Origin of the sequence: Nocardia sp. NPDC005978, from assembly GCF_040614455.1 — a bacterium.
Lineage (GTDB): Bacteria > Actinomycetota > Actinomycetes > Mycobacteriales > Mycobacteriaceae > Nocardia.
Window position 1 is genome coordinate 52,868 of sequence record NZ_JBEXUS010000012.1, and the last position, 22,483, is coordinate 75,350.

20 protein-coding genes and 1 riboswitch are annotated in these 22,483 nt (G+C 69.7%); of the genes, 4 read left to right on the forward strand and 16 right to left on the reverse strand.

The features are described 5' to 3' along the window. Positions 1 to 55 precede the first annotated feature (55 nt). Genes ABZ319_RS07960 through ABZ319_RS07970 form a run of 3 tightly spaced genes read right to left on the reverse strand, consistent with a single transcriptional unit; the run spans position 56 to position 3,834 of the window. Complete coding sequence (locus ABZ319_RS07960; RefSeq protein WP_354985585.1) at positions 56 to 1,387, reverse strand: nitrate/sulfonate/bicarbonate ABC transporter ATP-binding protein; 1,332 nt, start codon at positions 1,385 to 1,387, stop codon at positions 56 to 58. A 12-nt stretch (positions 1,388 to 1,399) separates the two neighbouring features. Then, positions 1,400 to 3,130 (reverse strand): ABC transporter permease subunit, encoded by a 1,731-nt coding sequence (locus tag ABZ319_RS07965; protein WP_354985586.1) that lies wholly within the window; start codon positions 3,128 to 3,130, stop codon positions 1,400 to 1,402. Next, a complete protein-coding gene (locus ABZ319_RS07970; RefSeq protein WP_354985587.1) occupies positions 3,127 to 3,834 on the reverse strand; it encodes an MgtC/SapB family protein in 708 nt (235 codons plus the stop codon). The genes ABZ319_RS07965 and ABZ319_RS07970 overlap by 4 nt, the downstream gene beginning before the upstream one ends. A gap of 195 nt (positions 3,835 to 4,029) precedes the next feature. After that, positions 4,030 to 4,207: riboswitch (M-box (ykoK) riboswitch) on the reverse strand. A 423-nt stretch (positions 4,208 to 4,630) separates the two neighbouring features. On the opposite strand from ABZ319_RS07970, the gene ABZ319_RS07975 reads away from it, so the two are divergent. After that, positions 4,631 to 5,143, forward strand: a complete 513-nt coding sequence (locus tag ABZ319_RS07975) for a M23 family metallopeptidase (protein ID WP_354985588.1) — start codon at positions 4,631 to 4,633, stop codon at positions 5,141 to 5,143. A 606-nt stretch (positions 5,144 to 5,749) separates the two neighbouring features. Then, the gene (locus ABZ319_RS07980) at positions 5,750 to 6,445 is read left to right on the forward strand and encodes a hypothetical protein (protein ID WP_354985589.1); all 696 of its coding nucleotides are present in this window, start codon (positions 5,750 to 5,752) and stop codon (positions 6,443 to 6,445) included. Between the two features lie 178 nt (positions 6,446 to 6,623). On the opposite strand, the gene ABZ319_RS07985 is transcribed toward ABZ319_RS07980, so the two are convergent. From ABZ319_RS07985 to ABZ319_RS08020, 8 genes are all read right to left on the reverse strand, one after another. After that, positions 6,624 to 7,247: a TetR/AcrR family transcriptional regulator gene (locus ABZ319_RS07985; RefSeq protein ID WP_354985590.1), complete on the reverse strand. Its 624-nt coding sequence runs from the start codon at positions 7,245 to 7,247 to the stop codon at positions 6,624 to 6,626. Between the two features lie 68 nt (positions 7,248 to 7,315). Beyond that, a complete protein-coding gene (locus ABZ319_RS07990; protein ID WP_354985591.1) occupies positions 7,316 to 7,729 on the reverse strand; it encodes a hypothetical protein in 414 nt (137 codons plus the stop codon). 164 nt (positions 7,730 to 7,893) lie between these two features. Continuing rightward, positions 7,894 to 9,759, reverse strand: coding sequence for a Na+/H+ antiporter (locus ABZ319_RS07995; protein ID WP_354985592.1), 1,866 nt, complete (start codon positions 9,757 to 9,759; stop codon positions 7,894 to 7,896). A gap of 254 nt (positions 9,760 to 10,013) precedes the next feature. After that, positions 10,014 to 11,342: a pyridoxal-phosphate dependent enzyme gene (locus ABZ319_RS08000; protein ID WP_354985593.1), complete on the reverse strand. Its 1,329-nt coding sequence runs from the start codon at positions 11,340 to 11,342 to the stop codon at positions 10,014 to 10,016. Next, entirely contained in the window at positions 11,342 to 12,811 is a 1,470-nt protein-coding gene (locus tag ABZ319_RS08005) for a decarboxylase (protein ID WP_354985594.1), read from the reverse strand. Before ABZ319_RS08005 ends, ABZ319_RS08000 begins: the two co-directional genes overlap by 1 nt. After that, positions 12,808 to 14,064: a heavy-metal-associated domain-containing protein gene (locus ABZ319_RS08010; protein ID WP_354985595.1), complete on the reverse strand. Its 1,257-nt coding sequence runs from the start codon at positions 14,062 to 14,064 to the stop codon at positions 12,808 to 12,810. Before ABZ319_RS08010 ends, ABZ319_RS08005 begins: the two co-directional genes overlap by 4 nt. Next, a complete protein-coding gene (locus tag ABZ319_RS08015) occupies positions 14,061 to 15,320 on the reverse strand; it encodes an aminotransferase class V-fold PLP-dependent enzyme (RefSeq protein WP_354985596.1) in 1,260 nt (419 codons plus the stop codon). Before ABZ319_RS08015 ends, ABZ319_RS08010 begins: the two co-directional genes overlap by 4 nt. 140 nt (positions 15,321 to 15,460) lie before the next feature. Beyond that, positions 15,461 to 15,955, reverse strand: a complete 495-nt coding sequence (locus ABZ319_RS08020; RefSeq protein WP_354985597.1) for a DUF2599 domain-containing protein — start codon at positions 15,953 to 15,955, stop codon at positions 15,461 to 15,463. 334 nt (positions 15,956 to 16,289) lie between these two features. On the opposite strand from ABZ319_RS08020, the gene ABZ319_RS08025 reads away from it, so the two are divergent. Further along, positions 16,290 to 16,733: a hypothetical protein gene (locus tag ABZ319_RS08025; RefSeq protein WP_354985598.1), complete on the forward strand. Its 444-nt coding sequence runs from the start codon at positions 16,290 to 16,292 to the stop codon at positions 16,731 to 16,733. A 129-nt stretch (positions 16,734 to 16,862) separates the two neighbouring features. Here the strand turns inward: ABZ319_RS08025 and ABZ319_RS08030 are convergent, their stop codons facing one another. Beyond that, positions 16,863 to 18,587 carry a GMC family oxidoreductase gene (locus ABZ319_RS08030; RefSeq protein ID WP_354985599.1) on the reverse strand — a complete coding sequence of 575 codons (1,725 nt, stop codon included), beginning with the start codon at positions 18,585 to 18,587 and terminating at the stop codon, positions 16,863 to 16,865. Between the two features lie 101 nt (positions 18,588 to 18,688). On the opposite strand from ABZ319_RS08030, the gene ABZ319_RS08035 reads away from it, so the two are divergent. Beyond that, positions 18,689 to 19,390, forward strand: a complete 702-nt coding sequence (locus ABZ319_RS08035; protein WP_354985600.1) for a MerR family transcriptional regulator — start codon at positions 18,689 to 18,691, stop codon at positions 19,388 to 19,390. A gap of 28 nt (positions 19,391 to 19,418) precedes the next feature. On the opposite strand, the gene ABZ319_RS08040 is transcribed toward ABZ319_RS08035, so the two are convergent. The 4 genes from ABZ319_RS08040 to ABZ319_RS08055 all read right to left on the reverse strand — a co-directional run bounded on the left by ABZ319_RS08040 (position 19,419) and on the right by ABZ319_RS08055 (position 22,483). Then, entirely contained in the window at positions 19,419 to 19,751 is a 333-nt protein-coding gene (locus ABZ319_RS08040; protein WP_354985601.1) for a nuclear transport factor 2 family protein, read from the reverse strand. A 139-nt stretch (positions 19,752 to 19,890) separates the two neighbouring features. Next, entirely contained in the window at positions 19,891 to 21,231 is a 1,341-nt protein-coding gene (locus ABZ319_RS08045; RefSeq protein WP_354985602.1) for a family 1 glycosylhydrolase, read from the reverse strand. A gap of 124 nt (positions 21,232 to 21,355) precedes the next feature. After that, complete coding sequence (locus ABZ319_RS08050; RefSeq protein WP_354985603.1) at positions 21,356 to 22,048, reverse strand: class I SAM-dependent methyltransferase; 693 nt, start codon at positions 22,046 to 22,048, stop codon at positions 21,356 to 21,358. A gap of 15 nt (positions 22,049 to 22,063) precedes the next feature. Then, the gene (locus ABZ319_RS08055) at positions 22,064 to 22,483 is read right to left on the reverse strand and encodes a hypothetical protein (RefSeq protein ID WP_354985604.1); all 420 of its coding nucleotides are present in this window, start codon (positions 22,481 to 22,483) and stop codon (positions 22,064 to 22,066) included.

Sequence of the window (22,483 nt, forward strand, 5' to 3'; positions counted from 1 at the left end):
AAGTCAACCACGCCCGCGCCGGGTCGGCGCGCCGTGCGATCGCCCTCGCCCGCTCTCAGTGCCGGCGGATGTGTTCGGGCAGGTCGCTCAGGCCCGCGGGATCGGCGGTGATCCGGCCCGAATCGGTGTCGTAGTCGAACAATTCGCCGTAGCGGCCCCAATCGATCGCGATATCGAGCTGACGGCGCGCGTCCTCGGCGGAGAATCCGCGCCGCAGCAGATCCAGGAAGAAGTCCGCGCGCACCGTGCCGTCCGCGCTGCCGATCAGCGCGCTGCAAACAGTGCGCACCAGCGGGGCCCGCCGCCGCGCCTGGGTGGCGAAAATGTGTTTGCTGGTGTGAATGTTCGCGGTCGTGATGTTGGCCCCCACATTGGTCAGCAGCACATCACCGGACTCCACCAGCAGGAACCCCAGCAGCGCGGCCGCGTCCACCAGCGGCAGCAGATCATCGAGTTCGAAACTCAGATCATCGGCGATATCGGGCAGATCCGCGCGCCCGTCCGCGGCGTACACCAGCTCGAGCAGTCCCGCGATCCCGCCGACCGAGGCCTGCGGCAGCGGGGTCGCGAACGGGGTGCCCGCATCGGGGGCCGCGCTCTGGATCTCGGTGTCGCGCCCGGTCAGCAGACCGTAGATCTGATCGACCGTGGCGGTGAACCCCGGCGCGCGCCGATTGCGCGGGCGCGGATGCTCGATCGCGACCTCGGCGATGATGTGCCCGGGATTGGCGCCCAGGATCACCACCCGATCGGCCAGCTGCACCGCCTCCTCGATGTTGTGGGTCACGATCAGCACCGCCTTGGTCGGGAAATCGTCCGTGGCCCACAGCTTCACGAGTTCACCGCGCAGATTCTCCGCGGTCAGCACATCCAGCGCCGAGAACGGTTCGTCCATCAGCAGCAGATCCGGTTCCAGGACCAGCGCGCGGGCGAAGCCCACCCGCTGGCGCATCCCGCCCGAAAGTTCCTTGGGATAGGCCGATTCGAACCCGTCCAGGCCGATCCGGTCGATCGCCGCGAGGGCGAGTTCGCGCCGGGTGCGCGGATTCACCCCGCGCGCGGCCAGCCCGAGTTCGACGTTGTCCTGCACGCTCAGCCACGGCATCAGCGCGAAGGACTGGAACACCATGGCCGCACCGGGATTGGACCCGGTCAGCGGCTCACCCCGGTAGCGGACCTGCCCGCTGGTGGGGGCCAGCAGGCCCGCCACCGCCCGCAGCAGGGTGGACTTGCCCGAGCCCGAACGGCCCAGCAGTGCCACGATCTCCCCGTCGTGCAGGCGTAGATTCACGTGCTCGAGCACGGTGAGAGGTTCCCCGGCCGAGCCGGTGAACGACATGCCGACATCGTCGATGTCGATGAGGACCTCGCCGGATGCGATGGTCATGAGCGTCTCCTTCTACAGCGAGTAACGGCGTTGCGCCAGTGCGTACAGGCGCCGCCAGAAAATTCGATTGATGCCCACCACATACGCGCTCATCACCAGCACCCCGACCAGGACGCGCGGGGCGTCCCCGACGGTGGCGGCCTCGGCGATATAGGCGCCCAGGCCCGTGGCGACCAGGGTGGTGGGGCCGAACTCCACGATCTCGGCCACGATCGAGGCGTTCCACGCCCCGCCCGCGGCGGTGATCGCACCGGTCACATAGCTGGGGAAGATCGCGGGCAGAATGAGCCTGCGCCACCACAATCGGCGCGGCAGGCGCAGATCGGCCGCGGCTTCGCGCAGATCGTTGGGCACCGCCGCGGCCCCGGCGATCACGTTGAACAGGATGTACCACTGCGCGCCCAGCGCCATCAGCACGATGCCCGCCCACTGCAGGCTCGCCCCGGTGGCCACCAGCACCGCGGTCACCAGCGGGAACAGGAAGTTCGCCGGGAAACTCGCCAGCACCTGCACGATCGGCTGCGCGATCCGGGACACTTTGGGATGCAAGCCGATCCACACCCCGATCGGCACCCAGACCGCGGTGGCCACGATCAACAGCACGATCACGCGCAGCAGGGTGATCGCGCCCAGCTGCCCCGCGTGCGCGAGCTCACCGAACCCGACCGTGTCGCGGATGTAGCGCAGCATCAGCAACGATCCGATGCCCAGGGCCACGCTCACCACCGTCGTGAACGCGATGTCGTTGGCGCGCCGCCGTTTCGCGGGCACGCACAGCCGGTGCTCGGCCAGGCCGAACACGCGCATCACCCGATCCAGCGGATACACCAGCGGCCCGAACGCCCGCCCCAGCAGAGCCGGAATGTGCGAGCGGCGCAACAGATCCCGCACCAGGCTGCGCGGGGCGTGCGCGGCTTCGGTGTCCTCGACCCGGAATCGCTCGGCCCACACCGTGATCGGGCGCCAGAACATGATGTTGAGCCCGACCACCATCACGATCATCGCCACGATCGCCCACAGCACCTTGCCGGTGTCGCTCTCGGCGGTCGCACCGGCCACGTAGGAGCCGATGCCCGGCAACACGTACTCGCGGTTGTTGACGCTGATCGCCTCGGCCGCGGTGAGGAAGAACCAGCCGCCGCCGAAACTCATCATCGCGTTCCACACCAGCGGGAACATGCCCGAGGGCACATCGACCCGCCAGAACCGTTGCCAGCGTGAGAGTCCGAGATCGCGGGCCGCCTCGTCGAGCTCGCGGGGCTGGGAGATCAGACTGTGGTGGAACGCGAACGCCATGTTCCACGCCTGGGAGGTGAAGATCGCGAAGATCGAGGCCGCCTCCAACCCCAGCGACGAGCCCGGGAACAGGGCGATGAACCCGGTGACGGTGACCGCCAGGAAGCCCAGGATCGGCACCGACTGCAGAATGTCCAGCAGCGGCAGCATGATCTTGTCCGCGCGCGGCAGGCGCGCCGCGGCGGTGGCGAACACGAACGTGAACACCAGCGACAGCCCCAGCGCGATGATCATGCGCAGCAGCGAACGCGCCGCGTAGTACGGCAGCGACGCCGGATCGGTGTCGATGCTCGCGGGCGCGGACGCGGCGTCGAAGGGCACATCCATGCCCGCCGACACCCGCACCGCGACCCAGATCAGCACCGCCGCACCGGCGAACACCGCGATATCGGCCCAGCGTGAGCGCGGGCGATCGAGCACCCCGCGCGAAGGGAAAGTGGTGCTCACGCCTGCTCCTCCCGCTCGGGCACGATCCGCCACCCGACGCTGGTCACCGCCGGCTCGAGACTCAACCGGCTCACCGCCGACTCCATCTGACGGTCGTCGCGGCGATCACCGGTCAACTCCGCACGCACCTCGACCCGGCCGGCGACCGTGTCATGACTCGAGATCGACACCAGCCGGAAATCGGTGCGCGTGAGCGACTGCACCAGCAGCGCCCGCACATGCGCCTCGTGCGCGTCATCGGTCGCGGCGGTGAACGCGTACAGCGAATCGGCGCCCACCCCGTCGGTGAGCGGGCGATCCACCGCCCGCGCCGCACTGCGCAGCGCGGTGTTGACCACCACGACCACGAACGCGCCCGCCACCGCGGTCGAATACATGCCCGCACCCGCGAGCGAACCCACCGCCGCCGCACACCACAGCGTGGCCGCGGTGTTCAATCCGCGGATATTGAACCCGTCGCGCAGGATCACCCCCGCGCCCAGAAATCCGATACCCGAAACAATCTGTGCCGCAACACGAGTCGGATCAGCGGTACCACCGTTGAACCCGTGCGCGGACAACAGCACGAACAGCGTCGCGCCCGCGGCGACCAGCGCGTTGGTGCGCAGCCCCGCCATCCTGGCCCGATACTGCCGTTCGAACCCGATCACCGCACCCAACCCGACACCCGTGCCGAGCCGAAGCAGCATTTCCCACGTGGTCATGACGCCCTCCACCTAGAGGCCGGCGCACTCCACACCGCACGTCAGGGCCGGCACACGAGCAGACCACGAGACACGGCGGAGACGCCTGGTAAACGATTGGCTAACGGAACAGAGTCCAATCCACCGGGCATGACAACCACCTCCTCGACTGCGCGCACGCGCCAGAGGGTGGGAACGGCGATAGTCGCCGGAAAAGGACACCACCCCTCGTAAGACCTTTGGCACTCCACGGCGTAAACCCATCGCACCAGGCGTGGGAGCCGGTCGGGATCACCCCTTAGCTCGGGGAGACCTGTCCTGACCCGGGGCGTCTCTCGACATTTGGGGTCGCCGGCCTGTATCCGCGGAGGAGCCTCAGCTAACGACGGCACCTTGCGTCAGCGAGTAAACACCCCCGCCACCGCCGCGCGCAACCCGATGTGGCGTGGGTCGCAACCGGCCCCCGGGCCGGGGACGCCGCCCGGGGTGGCGGCCACCAGCGCCTCATCGCCCCTGCCCGGCCAAATCAAGCAGCGACTACGTGGCAAACGGAATGCTGTGCAGCTTCGCCTTGGACCCGGTCGATCTCGCGATGCCGAACTGCACCCGCCCGGCCATGCCGCGACCTGGGCGGCCCGCGCGCGATCGTCATCGCGGTGACCCGGTGACCTCGGCGGACAATCCTGCCATAGTGGAGGTGTTACCCGCCGGGCGAGGGAGAATGAATCACGCTGGCGCGGAACGAGATCGGGCGAGAGCGCCGTCTCGGCATCGCGCCGGGCGGGTGGGCGAGCATCGAGCCGAGGGGAACTGGAACATGCCGCGATATTGGCCGCTCGAGCGGGGGCGGGTGCTCACCAGCGGGTTCGGCCCGCGCGACGGGGGATTCCACTGGGGCGCGGACTTCGGGTTTCCGGGCGGATCCGCGTGGCGCCCGGTCTACGCCACCGGCGGGGGAACCGTCGTATTCGCCGGGCCCGCAGCGGGATTCGGCGGCCCGGACCCCGCCGGATGGGTCGTGATCGACCACCCCTCCCAGCAGGGCAACGGCACCACCGTCTACGGTCACATCGTGCGCGAGGTCGCGCTCGGCCAGCAGGTGCGCCCCGGCCAGCGGATCGGCTACATCAACCCCGACCCCGCCACCAACGGCGGCGTGGCCCCCCACCTGCACTTCGAATGGCACCGCACCCTCTGGTCCCCACCCGGCCCCGACCGCCTGGACCCCCTACCCAAACTCCGCCTGTCCCTGGACCCTCCGCCGCCACCGACGGTCTCCGCCCCGCGCCCCGTCGCCGCCGACAGCGCCCCCACCCCGAAAAGCCCCTGAACACCTCGTCCCCACACCGGCTACCGGCCTGGCACGCAATTCCCGGTACTGGACCGGCCCTGCCCTCGCACCGACAGACCCCGGCCACCGCCGTCCGATCACACCGGCACAGATCGTGCCGGCCCAGGCTGATCCGGCGCACCCACCGGCACGGGAGCGTGGGGCTGGCGCATCTGCTCTCGCGATGTCGGCATCGGCACGACCTCGCGAAACCCGTTGCGCCAGAAGCTCGGTGCAGGGGGCGGCACCGCCGTCGACGGCAGTACCACGCTCACGGTCAAGAGCAAGAGCCTCACGATCATCGCGATCACGAAGGATCTACGTGGATGGCCTTGCCTGCGAGGTTGGCGGTCGGCAGACCCGGAAGTAGGGAGCACGTCGATCGTTCACATTGATGCGGGGTCATACCCTTCCGCGACCGCGACGCCAGCCCTATCTCGGCGGGCGATCTCGGCGCGCAGGTCGCGGACGATTCCTGGCCGTGCACCTGCTATCCGAGCGCGGGTCGGAAGTCCGAGACCTCACCGTGCAGGGGTGCGCATCGTGTTCGGTGACGGGCCGGAAATTCGTTCGCCGGACGGGTGGGGTGCTGCGTACGGTGCGCGTATGGAGCAGGAGGACGGGACCATACCGGCGGGTGAATACGTGATCACCGCACGGTCTTTGGACGAGTACCGAGCCATGTTCGGACTCGGGGACGGGCAGGTGCGGGGGCGGATCCTGGACTGCCCGGGCGGGGGATCGAGTTTCGCGGCCGAGGCCGGGGTGCTGGGGGCCGAGGTGATCGCGGTCGACCCGGTGTACGCGATGGGCGGTGAACGGCTGCGGCGCGAGGTGCTGGGGGCGATCGAGAACACCGGGTGGGCCACCGCGCATCCGGAGCGGTTCGTCTGGGACTTCTACGGCGATATCGCAGGGCACCAGGCGATTCGAGAGCGCGCCGCGGCCCGCTTCCTGGCCGACCTGGACTCGAATCCGCGGCGGTACCGGGCGGGCCTGCTGCCCGAACTCGACTTCCCCGACGCATATTTCGATCTCGTGCTCAGCTCACATCTGCTGTTCACCTACGCCGACCGCCTGGACTACGACTTCCACCTGGCGGCCCTGCGCGAATTGCTGCGGGTCAGCGCCGGACAGGTGCGCGTGTTCCCGCTCGTGGACTACCTCGGCGGCTCGTGCGAGGACCTCATCGACGCACTGAGCCTGGACCTGGCCGCGGACGGCGTGCGCGCCGAGCGCGTCCCGGTCGAGTTCGAATTCCAGCACGGCGCGACCTCGATGCTGCGCCTGCGACGCGGCTGAGAAACTTCGCGGACGGCCACGAGTACCGTTCCGGCGGCATCGATGAGCTCGCGAATGCCCAGGGCCGTCGGGACCGGCGCGGCGACCCTGGGCACTCGCGCGTGGAGCGGCGACGCTCAGCCGCGAGGTGGGTCGATCCGACCGCCGCCGCGCCCCGGCGAGGCCGCGCGAACACCGCTCAGCGGTAGATCCCGCGATAGGCCGCGATCGTCTGCACCAGGTGATCCACGATCTGCTCGCGGCTCGCGCGCAACGTCCCGTTCAGCCAGGCCGAGAACATGCCCGCGTTCCCGCTGGCCATCGTCACCGCGGCCAGCCGCCGCCGGGTCGGATCCTGGATATGGGCGAACAGGTGATCCTGGATCAGCCGGGTGAACGCGGGCATCACCGCGATCGTGGTCTGCCCCAGCCCGGTCGAGGAATACGGCTCCACCAGAAATAGTCGCGACTTGCGCGGATCCTGCAGCACCTTGTCCACCAGCACCTGCGACAGCGCGCGATCGCGGGTGGGATCGTCCGCGACCGCGAACGCGGTCATCGGCTCGAGGAACTCCTCCGCGATCTGCCGATACAGCACATCCAGGAGTTCGTCGCGGCTGGCGAACGATTCGTAGAAGTACCGGTCGGTGAGATTGGCCCGCCGGCACACCGCCCGCATGGTCACCGCGCCCGCCCCCGATTCCCCGATCAGATCCAGTGCCGCCTCGAGCAGCGCGACCCGGCGCGCCTCACGGCGTTCGGTGAGCGTGGTTCCACCCCAGATGCGGGGTTCGGCGTCGGGGGAGGGCTGGCCTGTCTGCACCGTGCCCAGGGTAGTGCCCGGAACCGGGTGTGTGCGCACACCCGGCACCGAACACCGGGACGCACCCCTCACACCACCACGCAGGCGCTACCCAGATTGATCCCGGTCCCCACCGTGATCGAGCCCGTGGCCGCGCTGCCGTAGTAGGAATCGGCGTAGATCCGATGCCACCCGGCGGCCTGCGGCGTCCACGAGGTCGAGGCCCGCCCGTCCGTGCCGATCACCACCGTCTGCGGACTGAACGTGCCGTAACCCTCGATGTCGTAGAACCAGGCCGCATCACCCGGGCGGCCCTGCACGGTGACCGTGTACGAGCAGCCCGCCCCGTACTGCGAGGTGCCCAGTCCGATGGACGTCCCGGCCGAGACGTCCACCCGCCACACTTGAGCGCTCGCGCCCGGCGCGGTCAGGACCAGGGCCCCGGCCAGGGCGGCGAGACCGGCGGCGAATACGGAGGTGCGGTACCGGATCATTGCGATCATCCCCTTTGGGAAATGCCGGTGGAAACGCGCGAAGACACTGGCGCGTATACGCCAGTGTCGGCGCATTTCGGCACCGGCACACCCGGAATGGGACTACTCGTTCGGTAATCGATTGCCGCGCAACACACTTGGTGATCTCTTGCTATCGAGCCGCAATCGCCGCCTCAGCCGAGCTGCTCGTCCAGATAGCACCAACGCCACGATTCCCCGGGCTCCACACTGCGCATGACCGGATGCCCGGTGTGATGGAAGTGCTTGGTGGCGTGATTGCCGACCGAGGAATCACAGCAGGCCACGTGCCCGCACTCGAGGCACATGCGCAGGTGCACCCACACCAGTCCTTCGGCCAGGCATTCCGCGCACGCGTCGGGCAGATCGGGCACCGCGGTCCGCGGCGCCGCGCGCAGATGCTCACAGCCCGCGGTGACCGGGGCGGCCAGCAGCTCTCCGTCGTCGCCGTCGGTGTCCAGGACCCGGTCGATGGTCGATTCCTCGAGATCCAGGGTCGCCATCACCTCCTGCAGCACCTCGTGATCGACCACGCCCGAATCGCGCACGCGCAGAATGGTTTCGCGTTCGGCCCCCAGCATCGCCAAACGCAGGCGCCGATACTCCCCGCTGGGGGTGACCCGCTGGGATTCCGAGCGCCCCAGCAACTCCCACGCCGAGCGCGCCCGATACTCGACTCGATGGCGCAGCGCGTCCACCACCTCGGGCGGGGTCTCGGGGGTGATGTTGGCCTCGAGCGCGGCCAGGCCCGCGGTGGTGGCCTGCTGCAGCAGATTCGCCTCCTGCAACAGGTCTTCGGCCCGGCTGGGCCCGCGCATGTCGAGCTTGCGCACCAGCAGCGGCAGCGAAAGCCCCTGCAGCAGCAATGTTCCGGCCACCACCACGACCGCCAGCAACACCAGCGTGGCCAACTCGGGAGTGTCCGCGGGCAGCAGCAGCGCCGCGGCCAGGGTCACCACCCCGCGCATGCCCGCCCACGAGAGCACCGCGGGCCCGCTCCAGTGCGGGCGCTGTGCTCCGTGCCTGCGGCCCTCGATCCGCCAGGCCAGATGGGTGGCCGGGAACATCCAGATCGGGCGCGAGAGAATCACCGTGGCCAGCACCGCCACGCACGTGATCGCCAGCGTGGAATGCGGCAGATCACTGTTCCAGGCGTCCTCGAAGATGTGCCGCACCTGCAGCCCGATGAGCAGGAACACCGTGCTCTCGAGAATGAATTGGATGGTGCGCCAATTGGTCTGCTCGGCGATGCGCGAGGCCGCGGACTGCCAGCGCGGTGCGCCGTGCCCCAGGATCAGCCCGCAGGTCACCACCGCGATCACCCCCGAGGCGTGGAAGCGCTCGGCGGGCAGATACGCGATCCACGGCGCCAGCAGGGACACGCTCGTATCCAGGACCGGGTCGGTGATGCGCCGGCGCAGGAACATCAGGAACGCCGCGGCCGCGCCGCCGATCAGGGCGCCGCCGCCGGCCGCGCCCAGGAAATCCCCGCCCGCCTCCCAGATGGTGACCGTGCCCGCCATGGCCGCGATCGCGGTCCGCAGCGTCACCAGCGCGGTCGCGTCGTTGAACAGCGACTCGCCCTCGAGCAGGGTGATCAGCCGCCGCGGCATGCCCACGCGCCGGGCCACCGCGGTCGCGGCGACCGCGTCCGGCGGGGCCACCACCGCGCCGATGGCCACCGCCGCCGCGAACGGCACCGGCAGCAGCCACACCACGACCCCGGCCACCGCGAAGGTGGTGAACAGCACCAGCCCCACCGACAGCAGCGTGATGGAGACCTTCTTGGGCCGGAAGTCGATCAGCGAGGTGCGAATCGCGGTGGTGTACAGCAGCGGCGGCAGCAACCCCAGCAGCACCAGCTCGGGTTCGATGTCGAACTCCGGCACGAACCACAGATAGGAGCCGATGACCCCCGCCACGGTGAGCACGAACGGCTCACCGACCCCGATCCGGCGGGCCAGCGCCGCCAGCGCGACCGCGGCCCCCACGAGCACGACCAGTCCCAATGCCCATTCCACGAGATCACATCGTGCCAGCACGCCCGCCCACCCCGCGAACCGACCGGCCGGTGCGCCCACCCCGATTCGACCGCCCCGAACCCCGGACCGCCCCCGATGCACACCGGGCCATACCCGCTGCGGGCTCCTCGAGCCCGACGCGGTCGCCCTGGTGCGCGCCCGCCGCCGTCGATCGCGCCCCGGCACTCGGCACTCGACGTCGGCGCCGCGCACCCGGTGATGCGACGCGGGCGCGCGGGTGCCCGAGTGCGCGATCAGCCGGTGCGCGGGGCGGACTCCATCGCCTTGCCCGCATCGCGCCAGGCCGCGATCCCGCCGGCCAGGCTGAACGCCTCGTACCCCGCGCGCCGGGCCAGGGCGGCGAAGCGCACCGACAACTCACCCACCGGGCACACGAAAACCACTGGGCGCGAGCGCGAGAACGGGATGCCGTGGGCGAACATGTCCTCGAGCTGATCGTCGCGGATGTTGATCGCCCCCGGCACGTGCGCGATCCGGTAGGCCATGGCCCCGCGCGTGTCGACGATCGTCGGGCGCTGCTCGCGGTCCAGGGTCTCGAGCGCGTCCGGGGTCAGGGCGGGAACCGCGGCCAGCTCCGGGGCGGCCGGGGGCGTGGGACGTCCGGTGCGCCCGAACAACTCGGGGCGGCGTTTGCGAATGTAGGACAGGTACGGCTCGATCCGGTCGCACACGATGAACACCGCGATCAGCGGCCGCTCGCCCGAATGCTCCAGTGCCCCCAGGTGTTCCAGCGCCGCCGCGTAGGTCGCCCCGCTGGTCGGGCCGGCCAGCACCCCGTGCCCGGTCGCCAGATCCAGGGTCGCGTCGACCGCGCGCCCGGCCTCCACCGCCATGATCCGGTCGTAGAAGTCGGGCTGGAACAACCCCACGTCCCACAGCTCGGTCTCCGAGCGGATCCCGGGAATGAAGTCACCGCGCTCGGACACCACCGCCACGGTCCGCAACTCGGGATTGTGCTTGCGCAGGAACGTCGCGGTCCCGCGCGTGGACCCGGTGGTGCCCAGCCCGCCGATCAGATAGTCCACCCGGGTGATGCCGTCGCGCGCCAGATCCTCGTGGATCTCGCGCCCGGTGCCCTCGTGATGGGCCTCGATGTTCTTCTCACTGGTGTACTGCGAGGGGTGATGCCAGGCCCCCGGCGCCCGCGCCATGGTCGCGTCGATCACCGAGTACACGTCGTTCGGAGCGGTCGGGTCCGGGCATTCCGAGAGCCCGGGCAGCTCTTCGATATCGGTGCCGAACACCTGCAGCAGCTCGCGCACCTCGGTGACCCTGATGCGGTTGGTGACCGCGCGCAGGCCCACCCCGTGCATCGCGCCCAGAATGCGCAGCGCCTTGGCGGTATTGCCGCTCGAGGCCTCGATCAGGGTCTGCCCGCGCGCGACGATGTCGTCGAGTTCGTCGCGGATCATGCCCCACGCCACCCGGTCCTTGACCGAGCCGAAGGGATTGCAGGACTCCAGCTTCGCGTACAGCTCCACGTGCGCCAGCCCGTGCACCGCCGGATCCAGGCGCAGCAGCGGGGTGTTGCCGATGAGTTCGGTGATGTGGTCGTAGCGCATCAGTGCACCCCGTGCCCCGGGACCGAGGCCCCCTCGGCGGACAGCTCCGCACGCGGCTCGTACAGCTCATCGGGGCAGACCCGGAACCCCGCGCCGTCCTCGTGCCAGACCGCGAGTTTGGGTGGCAGCGCGTGCATCGCCGCACGCGCGGCCGACAAATCCATGTGGTAGGCCCCGGTGTTGGGGAACACCACCAGATCCCCGGGCCGCGGCCGATGGGGCAGCCACACCTTGTGATTGGTGATCAGATCGCGTTCCAGGCACAACCGCCCGGCCAGGTACACCCCCAGCGGCGCGGGGTCCGCGGGCTCGGCGGCGGGCACCAGCAGCGGATCCACCATCACCTCCTGATCGGCCGGTGTCACGGTGTCCCGGCTCAGATCCAGATTGACCAGGACGCTGCCGTCCGCGGTCTCCTTCACGAATTCCACCCGCGCCACGGTGATTCCGGCGTGATCGACCAGCGCCTTACCGGGCTCGAGCCACACCTCGAGTAGGTTCTCCGCCGCCACCTGCGCGAAGCTGCGCCCACCGTGCGCCTCGAGCCCGGCATCGAGCAGATCGGCGAGCATGCGGTCCGCGGGCACGGTGTTGGCGTACTTGTGAAAGACCGGGGTGCCGTGCACCGCGCCGCCGTCGAGATGGAACCCGAAGGTGTTGCCGCCCCACGCCATCGGCTCACCCCGCCCCAGCAGCGATTCGCGCAGCGCGATCACGTAGGCGTCGAAGGCGGCGGCGTCGGCGGTGAACACCTGCCGGAATCCGCCGCCGATGTTCAGCACGGCGGGCGCGAGCCCGTGCGCGTAGGCGCGTTCGGTCAACTCCAGGCACGCCTCCACCGCGCGCAGACGCTCACCGGGCTCCCCGGAATCGATGTGAAAGGCGAACCCGCGAAAGGCGATCCGGTCCCGCCGCGCGGTGAGCACCTCGAACACCTCGTCCACCCGATCCAGCGGCACCCCGAACCGGCTCACCGGGGTGCCGGGGATCCCGCACACGCGCACCAGCACCGGGATCGGCGCCCGCCCGCCTGCCAGCTCGGCGACCCGCCCCAGCTCCCACACGTTGTCGACGTTGATCGCGGACCCGGTCGCGGCCAGCGCGCGCAGGAAATCCTCACCCTTGGGCCCGGTGACCTCGATGCGCGCGCACGCGAACCCCGCCCCGCGCGCGCTGGCCAGCTCCTGCGCGGAGGCCACGTCGATACCGATCCCGGCGTGCTCGGCGGTGCGCACGAACGCGCGCGAATGATTCACCTTGTGCGCGTAGCAGATCCGATACCGCGCGCGCCGGGCCTCGAGCACCGCGCGCAACCGGTCCAGGTTGTCGGCGAACACCTGCGGGAACACCAGATGCGCGGGGGAGCCGAAGCGCGCCACCACCTCGCGCGCCCCGCCCGGCCCGCTCAGGAACGCGCGCACCAGCGGATGGATCTGCGCCGGCAGCCCCGGCGGCATCGGTGCGGTCATACGGCCGATTCGGTGGCCGCGGGCGCGGGCGAGCCCTGGGCCGGGTTGTATCCGCTGTCGCGCAACGCCTCGAACGCGCGATGGCGGTTGCGTGGACTGCGGAACTCCGCGACCACCCGCTTGCTCAGCAGGTCGATCTCGTGCACCGCGATCCCCATCGACTCGAGCACCCCGGTGATGGTGCGCACGCAGTGCTTGCAGTTCATGTCCGGCACCGAGAACACCTGATCCTCGGCCGTCAGCTCCCCGCTCTCGGCCCCGGGCAGCGCCGGGGTCTCGGCCAGGGTGAGCCGTTCGGTGATCACGGTGAACAGCTCGGTGAACGCATCGGCCACCAGCGGCAGCAGACTGTAGTGCTGGCCGTCGATCTGATGCGGCATCGCGGCCAGACAGGCCGGGCGCGTGCCCGGGGGCAGCAGCGCGTACTGGCGTGAGATCACATCCAATTCGTCGTGGTACTTGGCGATCGCCTCGGCCACCGTGAGCTTTTCCACCAGCGTCGCGCGCCGCATCACCCGGTGCGCGTCCTCGATGGTGGCGTCCTTCATCGCGCGCAGGGTCGCCACCGTCTCGAGTGAATAGCGCACCGTGCCGTCGGGCTGGGTGGTCAGCCCGGCCGCGATCATGCCGCGCCGGTAACTCGAGGCCTGCAGCTCCCAGTACCAGCGGGTGGCGACCGCGCTGTAGATGCTCGAATCGCGCATGCCGACCGCGAATTCGTTCGCCGTGCGGTAGGGCGTCCAGCGTGCCAGCAGCGCGTGCTGGGCCAGCGCCCGCCCGGTGGCCTCGATGCCGACCCGGAAGATGTCCAGGGGTTCGTGGTCGGTGGTGGTGCCCTCGAGCACGGCCCGATCGCGCGTGCTCAGGCCCGAGATGCGCTGTGCCAGTCCGGTATCGGCCTCGAGGGCGTGCCACAGCGCCAGGACCGTCTCGCGCATGGCGATGGGCACGATCGGCCCCAGCCCGCCGGTGCGGATGTGCCCGGTATTGGGAATGCCGTCGCTGTCGGTCCACACGATGCGATGGGTGGCGCTCACGACCTGTTCGGCGCGGCACGGGCGCATGTACCGCTCGAGGTACAACCGCTGGGACAGGGTCAGGTGCGAGCCCGGCTCGGTGACCATGTCGGTGCGGGTGTACTCGATGCGCCGGGCCGGGGGCGCGATGGCCTCCGCGCACAGTCCGGGGCGAGCCAGGGCGGCCAGCACGCGCGAGGCGGCGCGGCGTTCGTAGCGGGGCGGTTGACCGTTCATGGTCGAGAGACCTCCTCGGCGATCGTGGTGACGCAGTCGGTGAACCGGTCGATCTCGTCGTCGGTGGTGTAGAGGTGGGTGCTCACGCGCACCGAGTCGGTGTCGCCGATCTCACGGGCCTCGGGCACGCAGTGCGCCCCGGCCCGCACCAGGAAACCGAGTTCGCCGAGCACGAAACCCAGATCCCCGGCGCTGATCCCCTCCAGGGTGAACGACGCTATGCCGTAGCCGGTCTCGCACGGGGCGTAGGCCGGGCCGGGCAGGAACTCGAGTCCGGGCACCGGGCGCAGTGCGGTGAGCAGACGCTGGGTCAGGGCGAGATTGTGCGCGTGGATCACCTCCGGTGAGACCTCTTCGAGCAGGTCCAGGGCGGCCCCGAGTGCGAGAATGCCCGCGATGTTCGGCGTTCCGCCTTCCAGCAGCTGCGGCATCGGTCCGGGCATGAGGTTCGAATCTACAAGGGAGACACCGGAATTGCCTCCCGGTAGAAAAGGAATGAGTTCGCTGTGCCGTCGCCGGGCGCAGTACAGCACCCCGGTTCCGGTGGTCCCGAACATCTTGTGCGCGGCGAACACCGCGAAGTCCGCGCCGAGTTCGTCCACCCGCACCGGCAGATGCCCGCCGCTCTGACTGCAGTCGAAACACAGCGCGATACCGGGATCGATGCGCCCGCGCAGTTCCTCGAGGGTGCTCAGCGCCCCGAACACGTGATGCAGGTGCGCGACGGTGATCAACCGGGTGCGCGGGGAGATCTTGGCCTCGATATCGGCGATGTCGGCCTCGCCCATGGCATTGACCCGGTACGGCACCGCTCGCACCGTGCGCCCGAATCCGCGCAGCACCCCGCACAACTGCACCCACGGGTACACGTTCGAGGCGTGATCGAGTGGGCTGTACAGGATCTCGTCGCCGTCACGTAGATTCGCCAGCCCCCACGCCAGCGCCACCGCGTTCAGCGCCGCGGTGGAACCGCCGGTGAACACCACCTCATCCGGTGCGGCGCCCACGAATCCGGCCATGCGCTCGCGCACGCCCTCGACCTCGCGGGTGACCGCGCTCGCCCACGGGTAGGTGCCGCGCCCGGCATTGGCGGTGCGCTCGCGGTGATAGCGCTCGACCACCTCGATGACCTGTCGCGGTTTCTGGGTGGTGGCAGCGGAATCGAGGTACACCTCGGCGCATTCGGTCAGGGCCGGGAACAGGTGCCGGGGCAGCCCCGCGCTCCGGGCGAGAGACCCGGCAGTGGAGTCAGGCACACGGGAGCGCAACGTGCCTCTCCCTCCGAGGAGTTCGCGCTGGACGTCACCAACGATACCCACAATTGCCGAACGGCTCGAAGGTTCTCGCGGGCAAGAGTTTTCGCCGACGCTCTCTCGTTACCGCGGGCAACGAACGCTCAGCGTTCGGGCCCGCCCGGATTGCACAGCGTGTTCACCGTCTCCTGATAGCCCACCGCGGGCCGCCACGGCTCCAGATTCCAGCTGGTCTTGTTGGGCGCCACCACCCGCGCCCACTCCCAGTGGCAGATGAACTGATCGCGCATGCCGGGGGTATCGGCGTCGGGGGACAGACCGAGCACCTCCTGCCACGCGCGCTCGCCCGCCGTGGGGAAGGTGTCCTTGCGCCCGGCCTGGGTCGGGAACACCAGCAGCCGGGTGCCGTCGATCGCCTCGGTCCACTCGGTGCGCTCGATGAGCGCTTGACCGGCGAAGGGATCCACCGCCGGGGTCGCCGGGCTCGGGGGAGCGGCGATGGGCGCGCTGCGCGCCACGGTGGTGGGCGCCTGCGCGGGGGCGGGCGCCGCGGACGAGGAGTCCAGTGAGCCGATGACGATGGGCGCGGATTCCTCCGCCGCCCCGCAACCGGCCAGCACCAGCGCGAACGCGGCCAAGCCACCCGATAGTTTCCAGCGCGGCCCCATGGGCTCGGCCCCCTTCCACTGCTGCGAACCGTGCCGAGGCGGAAGCTACCAGCGATAACCGGATGATCGGGAATCGATCTCGGCCATTGAAACGTAATTGTCTCGCATTTGCTAGCGCTGGTGCATTGACCCAGACGGCACCTACGATGTCACGCGCGGGGCGGTTCTCGAAAATGGGGGCCGCCGCGCAACCGTGGTTACCGAATGGTTGTCGTGCCCGCGGTCGTGTTCGCACGGCATGGGGTGGCTGGATCGATGTAGGGGCAGGATGAACTCACCGACAGTGAAATGTCTTGTCTGGGAGGTGGACAACTCCCTGTGGGACGGAGTGGTGTGCGACTCCACCGATGGGGCGCTGCGTGCGGAGGCGGTGCGATCGTTGCGCCTGCTGCGCGAACGCGGCGTCATGCACGCGGTGGCCAGTCGCGGTGAAGGAGAGTGGACGGTCGCGCAATTGCGCAAGCACGGCTTGCACGATCGTTTCGCGATGATCGAAGTCGGGTGGGGGCGGAAGTCAGCCGCCATCACCCGCATCGCCCAGACCCTGGGCGTGGGCCTGGACCAGGTCGGGTACATCGACTCCGAGCCGCTCGAGCGCAGCGAGGTGGCGCACGCGCTGCCGCAGGTGCGCTGCTACGCGGCCCGGCACGTGGATGTGCTTCCCGCGCTGCAGGAATTCCGGGCGCCGGTCGGGGCGGTTCCGCCCCCGACCTCACCCATGGGGTTCTCGCACATACACGCGGGCTGACTCCCGTTCGCACGGGACGGCGACCCCGTGCGACAGGTGCATACACGACCCGGCGGCACGAACAATGGCGATGCCCCACCGCACACCGCCCGGGTGTGACAGCGGGGCATGCCCGGATCGGGCCGGGCCCTACGCGGATTCGGTGGTGGGGGTGCGGATCTCGATGATCGGCAGCACCAGTGCCGCGGGCGCGCTCGCGGGCACCACCGGCTGATTCGGCTGCACCGGCGCGATGCGCTGATAGGCGCTGCCCTGGGCCGGGCGGGTGTCGAGCTCACCCTTGTTGGGCCACATGGCCGCCGCGCGTTCGGCCTGCGCGGTGATGGTCAGTGACGGATTCACACCCAGATTCGCCGATACCGCCGCACCGTCCACCACGCTGAGCGTGGGGTAGCCGTACACCCGGTGGTAGGGGTCGATGACACCGGTGTGCGCGTCCGCCCCGATCGCCGCTCCGCCCAGGAAGTGCGCGGTCAGCGGAATGTTGAACACCTCGCCCCACGAGCCGCCCGCCACGCCGCCGATCTTGTCCGCGACCGCGCGGGTGACCTGGTTGCCGGCCGGGATCCAGGTCGGATTCGGTTCGCCGTGACCCTGTTTGGAGGTCAGCGTGCGCCCGAACAGCCCGCGCTTGGTGTACGTGGTGATCGAATTGTCGAGGTTCTGCATGACCAGCGCGATGATGGTCCGCTCGCTCCAGTTCTTCACCGACAGGAACTGCAGCAGCGTCAGCGGATGCAGCAGCACCGTCCACAGGAACCGCAGCCAGCGCGGCACCCGCCCGCCGCCGTCGACCATCAGGGTCTGCAGCAGGCCCATGGCGTTGGAGCCCTTGCCGTAGCGCACCGGCTCGATATGGGTGTCGGGGGTGGGATGGATCGAGGAGGTGATCGCGACCCCGCGGGTGAAGTCCCGGTTCGGATCCACCTTGCGGGTGGCCGCGCCCACGATGGACTCGGAATTGGTGCGGGTCAGCACGCCCAGGCGCGAGGACAGATCCGGCAGCACCGCCTGATCGCGCATCGCGAACAGCAGCTGCTGGGTGCCGCGCGTGCCGGCGGCCAGCACCACGTGCCCGGCGGTGTAGACCTTGGGCTGCTTGCGGAACCAGGCGCCGGTGCGCACGGTCTCCACGTCCCAGGTGCCATCTTGCAGCGGGCGCACCGCGGACACGGTGGTCAGCGGAACGATCTGCGCGCCCGCCTTTTCCGCGAGGTACAGATAGTTCTTGACCAGGGTGTTCTTGGAGCCGTGCCGGCAGCCGGTCATGCACTCGCCGCATTCGATGCAGCCGGTGCGCTCGGGGCCCACGCCGCCGAAGAACGGATCGGCGACCTTCTTGCCGGGTTCGCCGAAGAACACCCCGACCGGGGTCTGCACGAAGGTGTCACCGACGCCCATGTCCTCGGCGACCTGCTTGAACACCTCGTCCGCGGGGGTCATGTGCGGGTTCTGCACCACGCCCAGCATCTTCTTGGCCTGGTCGTAGTACGGCATGAGTTCGGCGCGCCAGTCGGTGATGTCGCGCCATTGCGCGTCCTGGAAGAACGGGGCCGGGGGCACATAGAGGGTGTTGGCGTAATTGAGCGAACCGCCGCCCACGCCCGCGCCCGCCAGAATCAGCACATCGCGCAAGGGGTGAATACGCTGAATGCCATAGCAACCCAATTTGGGTGCCCACAGGAATTTACGCAGATCCCAACTCGTCTCGGGCAGTTCGTCATCGGCATAGCGCTGACCGGCTTCCAGGACACCGACCCGGTAACCCTTCTCGATCAAACGCAGCGCGGTGACACTGCCGCCGAATCCGGAGCCGACGATCAATACATCGAAATCGGTCTCGCGTTGGGGCATAGCAAACTCCCTTGTCGTCGTCGACAGTGTGGCGGCGGTTACGCTAACGCGGACAGTAGGAGCTGTCAACGTTGGCCGGTTGCGGTCTCTATGCTGATCGGGTGGATCGATACAGCCGCTCCCAGCTCGCCGAATACAGCGGGGTGCCCGCGCGCACCATTCGCTACTACCACTCGCTCGGTGTGCTGCCCAAGCCCGGACGGGCGGGCAAGGAAGCTGTCTACGGGAGCGAACACCTCGAACGCCTGGAAGCGATCGTGGCCATGCAGGGCCGGGGGCTGCGGCTCGAGGCGATCCGCGAGGTCTTCGACGCCGAGGCGGCGCCCGACGGCGAATGGCGCAAGGTTTTCGATCCACGCTACGCCCGCGCCGACGCCGATGCCGGAGCCGAGACCAGCGGCATCATCGTCGAGGACGAGCAGCTCTCGGAATTGCTCGGTGATCGCCGACCCGAAATCCTGGACGAACTCGTCGCCGCCGGATACCTGCACCCGCGCGGCCCGCGCTGGCACATCCCCGAACCGCCCATGCTCAGCGGCGCGCTGGTGCTGTACGACGTGGGCGCGGACATCTCCCTGTCCGGGGATCTGCGCACCCTGATCCGCACCCGCCTGGCCGACCTGGCCGATGAGATGGTCAAGACCTTCCGCGCCGCGGTGGGCACCACCTACGGCGGGGAAGGGGTCCGTTCGGACCTCATGCGATTCCAGGAGCGCTACCGGGCCGCCGCGCGCGAAGTCGGCGGGGCGACCCTGGCCGCGGAAATCGAACGCGCCGTGCGCGAACTCGACCTCGAGGACTGAGCGGCGCGCACACCGATGCCGCGGGGTCCTAGCCCGCCGGAATCCGGAACTCCGAGACCTTGTCATCGCGCACGGTCACGAAGGCCTCGGACTCGCCGTTGAACACCCGGCTGCGCCAGCCGAACCGCAGATGCGTCACCGGGCCCCGCACCTCGGCGCCGGTCACCGTCATCTGCGCGCCCGCGCCGATGGCGTCGGTGTTCGCCCAGTCCCGGACCCCGGCCGCGCCCGAGAGCCGCCGGCCCCAGTCGTCCACCACGCCGTCCTCGGTGAACGCGTTGACGAACGCGTCGGTGTCGGCGGCGTTGATCGCGTCGACCACCGCCTGCACCGGCGCGGACACTCGCACATCCTCTGTCATGTCGACTCCCTGATCGGTTGTGGACTCACAGCACGCGCTGACCCATGCTAACGAAACACCCGAGGCGTGGGTAGCCGTGGGATAGCTCGTAGCTGCCCATCGAACCGGGGCGACGCGGCGGTGTGCGCCGCGCGCCGAATCAGGGGACGGTGACCGGGGATTCGCAGCTGGCGGGCGGATCGACCAGATTGCAGTCCGACACCGGATGGCGCACCGGGGTGTACCAGGAGGGGACCCCGCCGGAGGTGACGATGCCGCGGTAGGAGTCCACCGCGTCGGTGGGGGTGCGGGTCAGATTCGGATCGGTGGTCACATCGACGGTGTAGAGACCGAAACGCGGTGTGTAGGAACTCCACTCGTAGTTGTCGGTCAGGCTCCAGTAGTTGTAGCCGATGATGTTCATGCCGTCGATCTTGGCGCGCTGGAGCCAGTAGACGGTGTCGCGCAGGTGATCGGAGCGGGTGTAGCCGTCGGCGCGGGGTTTTCCGCTCTCGGTCGGCATGCCGTTCTCCACGATCCACAGCGGCTTGTCCGGGAACTTGCGCGAATAGTGTTGCAGCGCAAAGTAGATGCCTTCGGGACGTACCGGCAGATCCCACATGCCCGCGGGGGCCGGAACCGAGCCGTCGGGGCGATGGGAGACCGCGTTGGAATTGGGCGGCTCGTACCCGAAGTAGTAGTCCACGCCGATGAAGTCCAGGCGTTCGCCGATTCGGTCCATCAGCGGGCCGTTCACCTCGGCCTCGGCGCCGGCGACGTAGCCGACGTTGCTGGTGACCTGCGCTCCGGGCTGCACCCGGTGGATGTAGTCGTAGATCTCGTTGTGCGCCATGGCGACCAGATCGAGCATGGCGGGTGCGTCGGTGCCGTTCTGTCTGACCTCGTGCATGATGTACGCGACCGGCTCGTTGATGGTGACCCACACCGGATTCAGCGCCGCGTACCGGTCGACCACGGTGCGCATGTTGGCCAGCCAGTCCTGGACCATGCCCGGGTTGTTCCAGCCGCCGCGATCGGCGGCCCAGCCCGGATACACCCAGTGATCCAGGGTCAGCATCGGCTTCATGCCCGCGTCCAGGATGGCCTGGATGACCGAGTCGTAGAAGCGGAAGCCCTCTTCGTTCCAGGCCGCGGCGGTGGGCTGCACCCGCGCCCATTCGATGCCGATGCGGAACACCTTGACCCCGAGCCCGGCGGCGAGGGCGATGTCGTTCGGATACCGCGAGCGGAAGTCCACCGAATCCTCGTACCGGTCCCAGTCGGGGTTCGCCTGGATGTAGCGCAGCCAGTTGCTGTCGGCGGGGTAGCCCTCGGACTGGAAGCCCGAAGCCGCTACGCCCCACAGGAAGTCCTTGCCGAGCGCCCCGTGCGCGCCGGCCGCCGGGGCCGGCGGGGTCGCCGATCCCACCGCGACGACGGGCAGCAGGGTGGAAGCGGTGGCAATGCCGGCCAGGACCAGGCGTTGCAGCCGTGTGCGCATCGGTTCTCCTCCTGGGGACATGGTCGGATATGTCCCATTCGGAGAGTAACTGGAAGGTAGCTGCATTCCGCCGCAGCCGGAGGCGTGTCGCTACCGGCCCGTGACCGTGCGCGCGGGCGGCGAGCTACGCCCGATCCGATGCGCGACGGGGGCGTATCCGGGCGCGAACCACGCGGGGCTCGAGCGCGGTCGCGATCGGGCGATGGAGGTAGCGGGCGGCCAGCGTACGGGGATCCAGATCCGCCAGCACCTCCCAGCGGTCGTCGAGCAGCAGATCCCGGGGCGCGCCGCCGGCCGCGCTCTCGTGCTGCTCGGTCGCGGCCTCCCGGTGCTGTTCGCCCGGCGCCTCCCGGCGCACCTCGCGCGGCACGCTCCGGTTCTCGGCGCGCGGCGGTTCCCGATGCCCGGCGACCGTCGGCAGCCACCCCGCGGGGCGCGACGGCGGACCGGCCGCGGCGGGCAGGTAGTCGAAGACGATCTCGCTGCCCGGTACGAGCGCGCCCGGCCGGGGTAGCGGGTGCGCCGGTGCGTCCGCGCGATACCCGAGCCGGATCACGAACACCGGCGCGGACGCGTCGAAATCGGTTGCGGTGAGCACGCTCTCGAAATCGGCGTCGCCCGCGAACTCGAACACCCGCAGCTGCGCGTACGGATTGTGGGAGGCGAAAGTGTCCAGGGCGCCGCCGAACAGGACCGCCTGGCGCAGTCCCGCCGACACGGCGTCGGCGAGGCTGTCCTCGGCGAAACGGCAGCGCGCGGCGCGCAGCAGGCGACGCCGGGCCCGGCACAACTCGGGCGGATCGGCGGTGGCGGGCATGGTGCGGCTCGCCGATCAGGCGCCGGGAAAGCGCGGCGGGCTGGGCGGCCAGCCCGGAATCGGCGGCATGGGCGGCATTTTCGGCATCTTGGGCAGCTCCGGGAAGGGCGGCGGTGGCGGAACCGGGGGAACCGGCGGCGTCTGCGCGCCCGCGCCGCCGAAGCGCTGGAACGCGGCCTGACGCGAGGTCCCGAAGATCTCGCCGATCTCGGCCCAGGTCCGGCCCTCGTCGCGGGCCTGGGCCACCAGCGAGCGCAGCACGTCGTCGACCACGCTGTCGAGATTGCGCGCCGCGCGCAACGCGGCCATGACCGACGGGGCCGGAAAGCCCTCGGCCGGGTACAGCACCTCGGCCACGAATTCGGCGTTGGAGGACAGCATCTTCGCCAGGACCGCGCGTTCGTCGGCGGGGTCGCGATGGTGGGGATCGTTCAT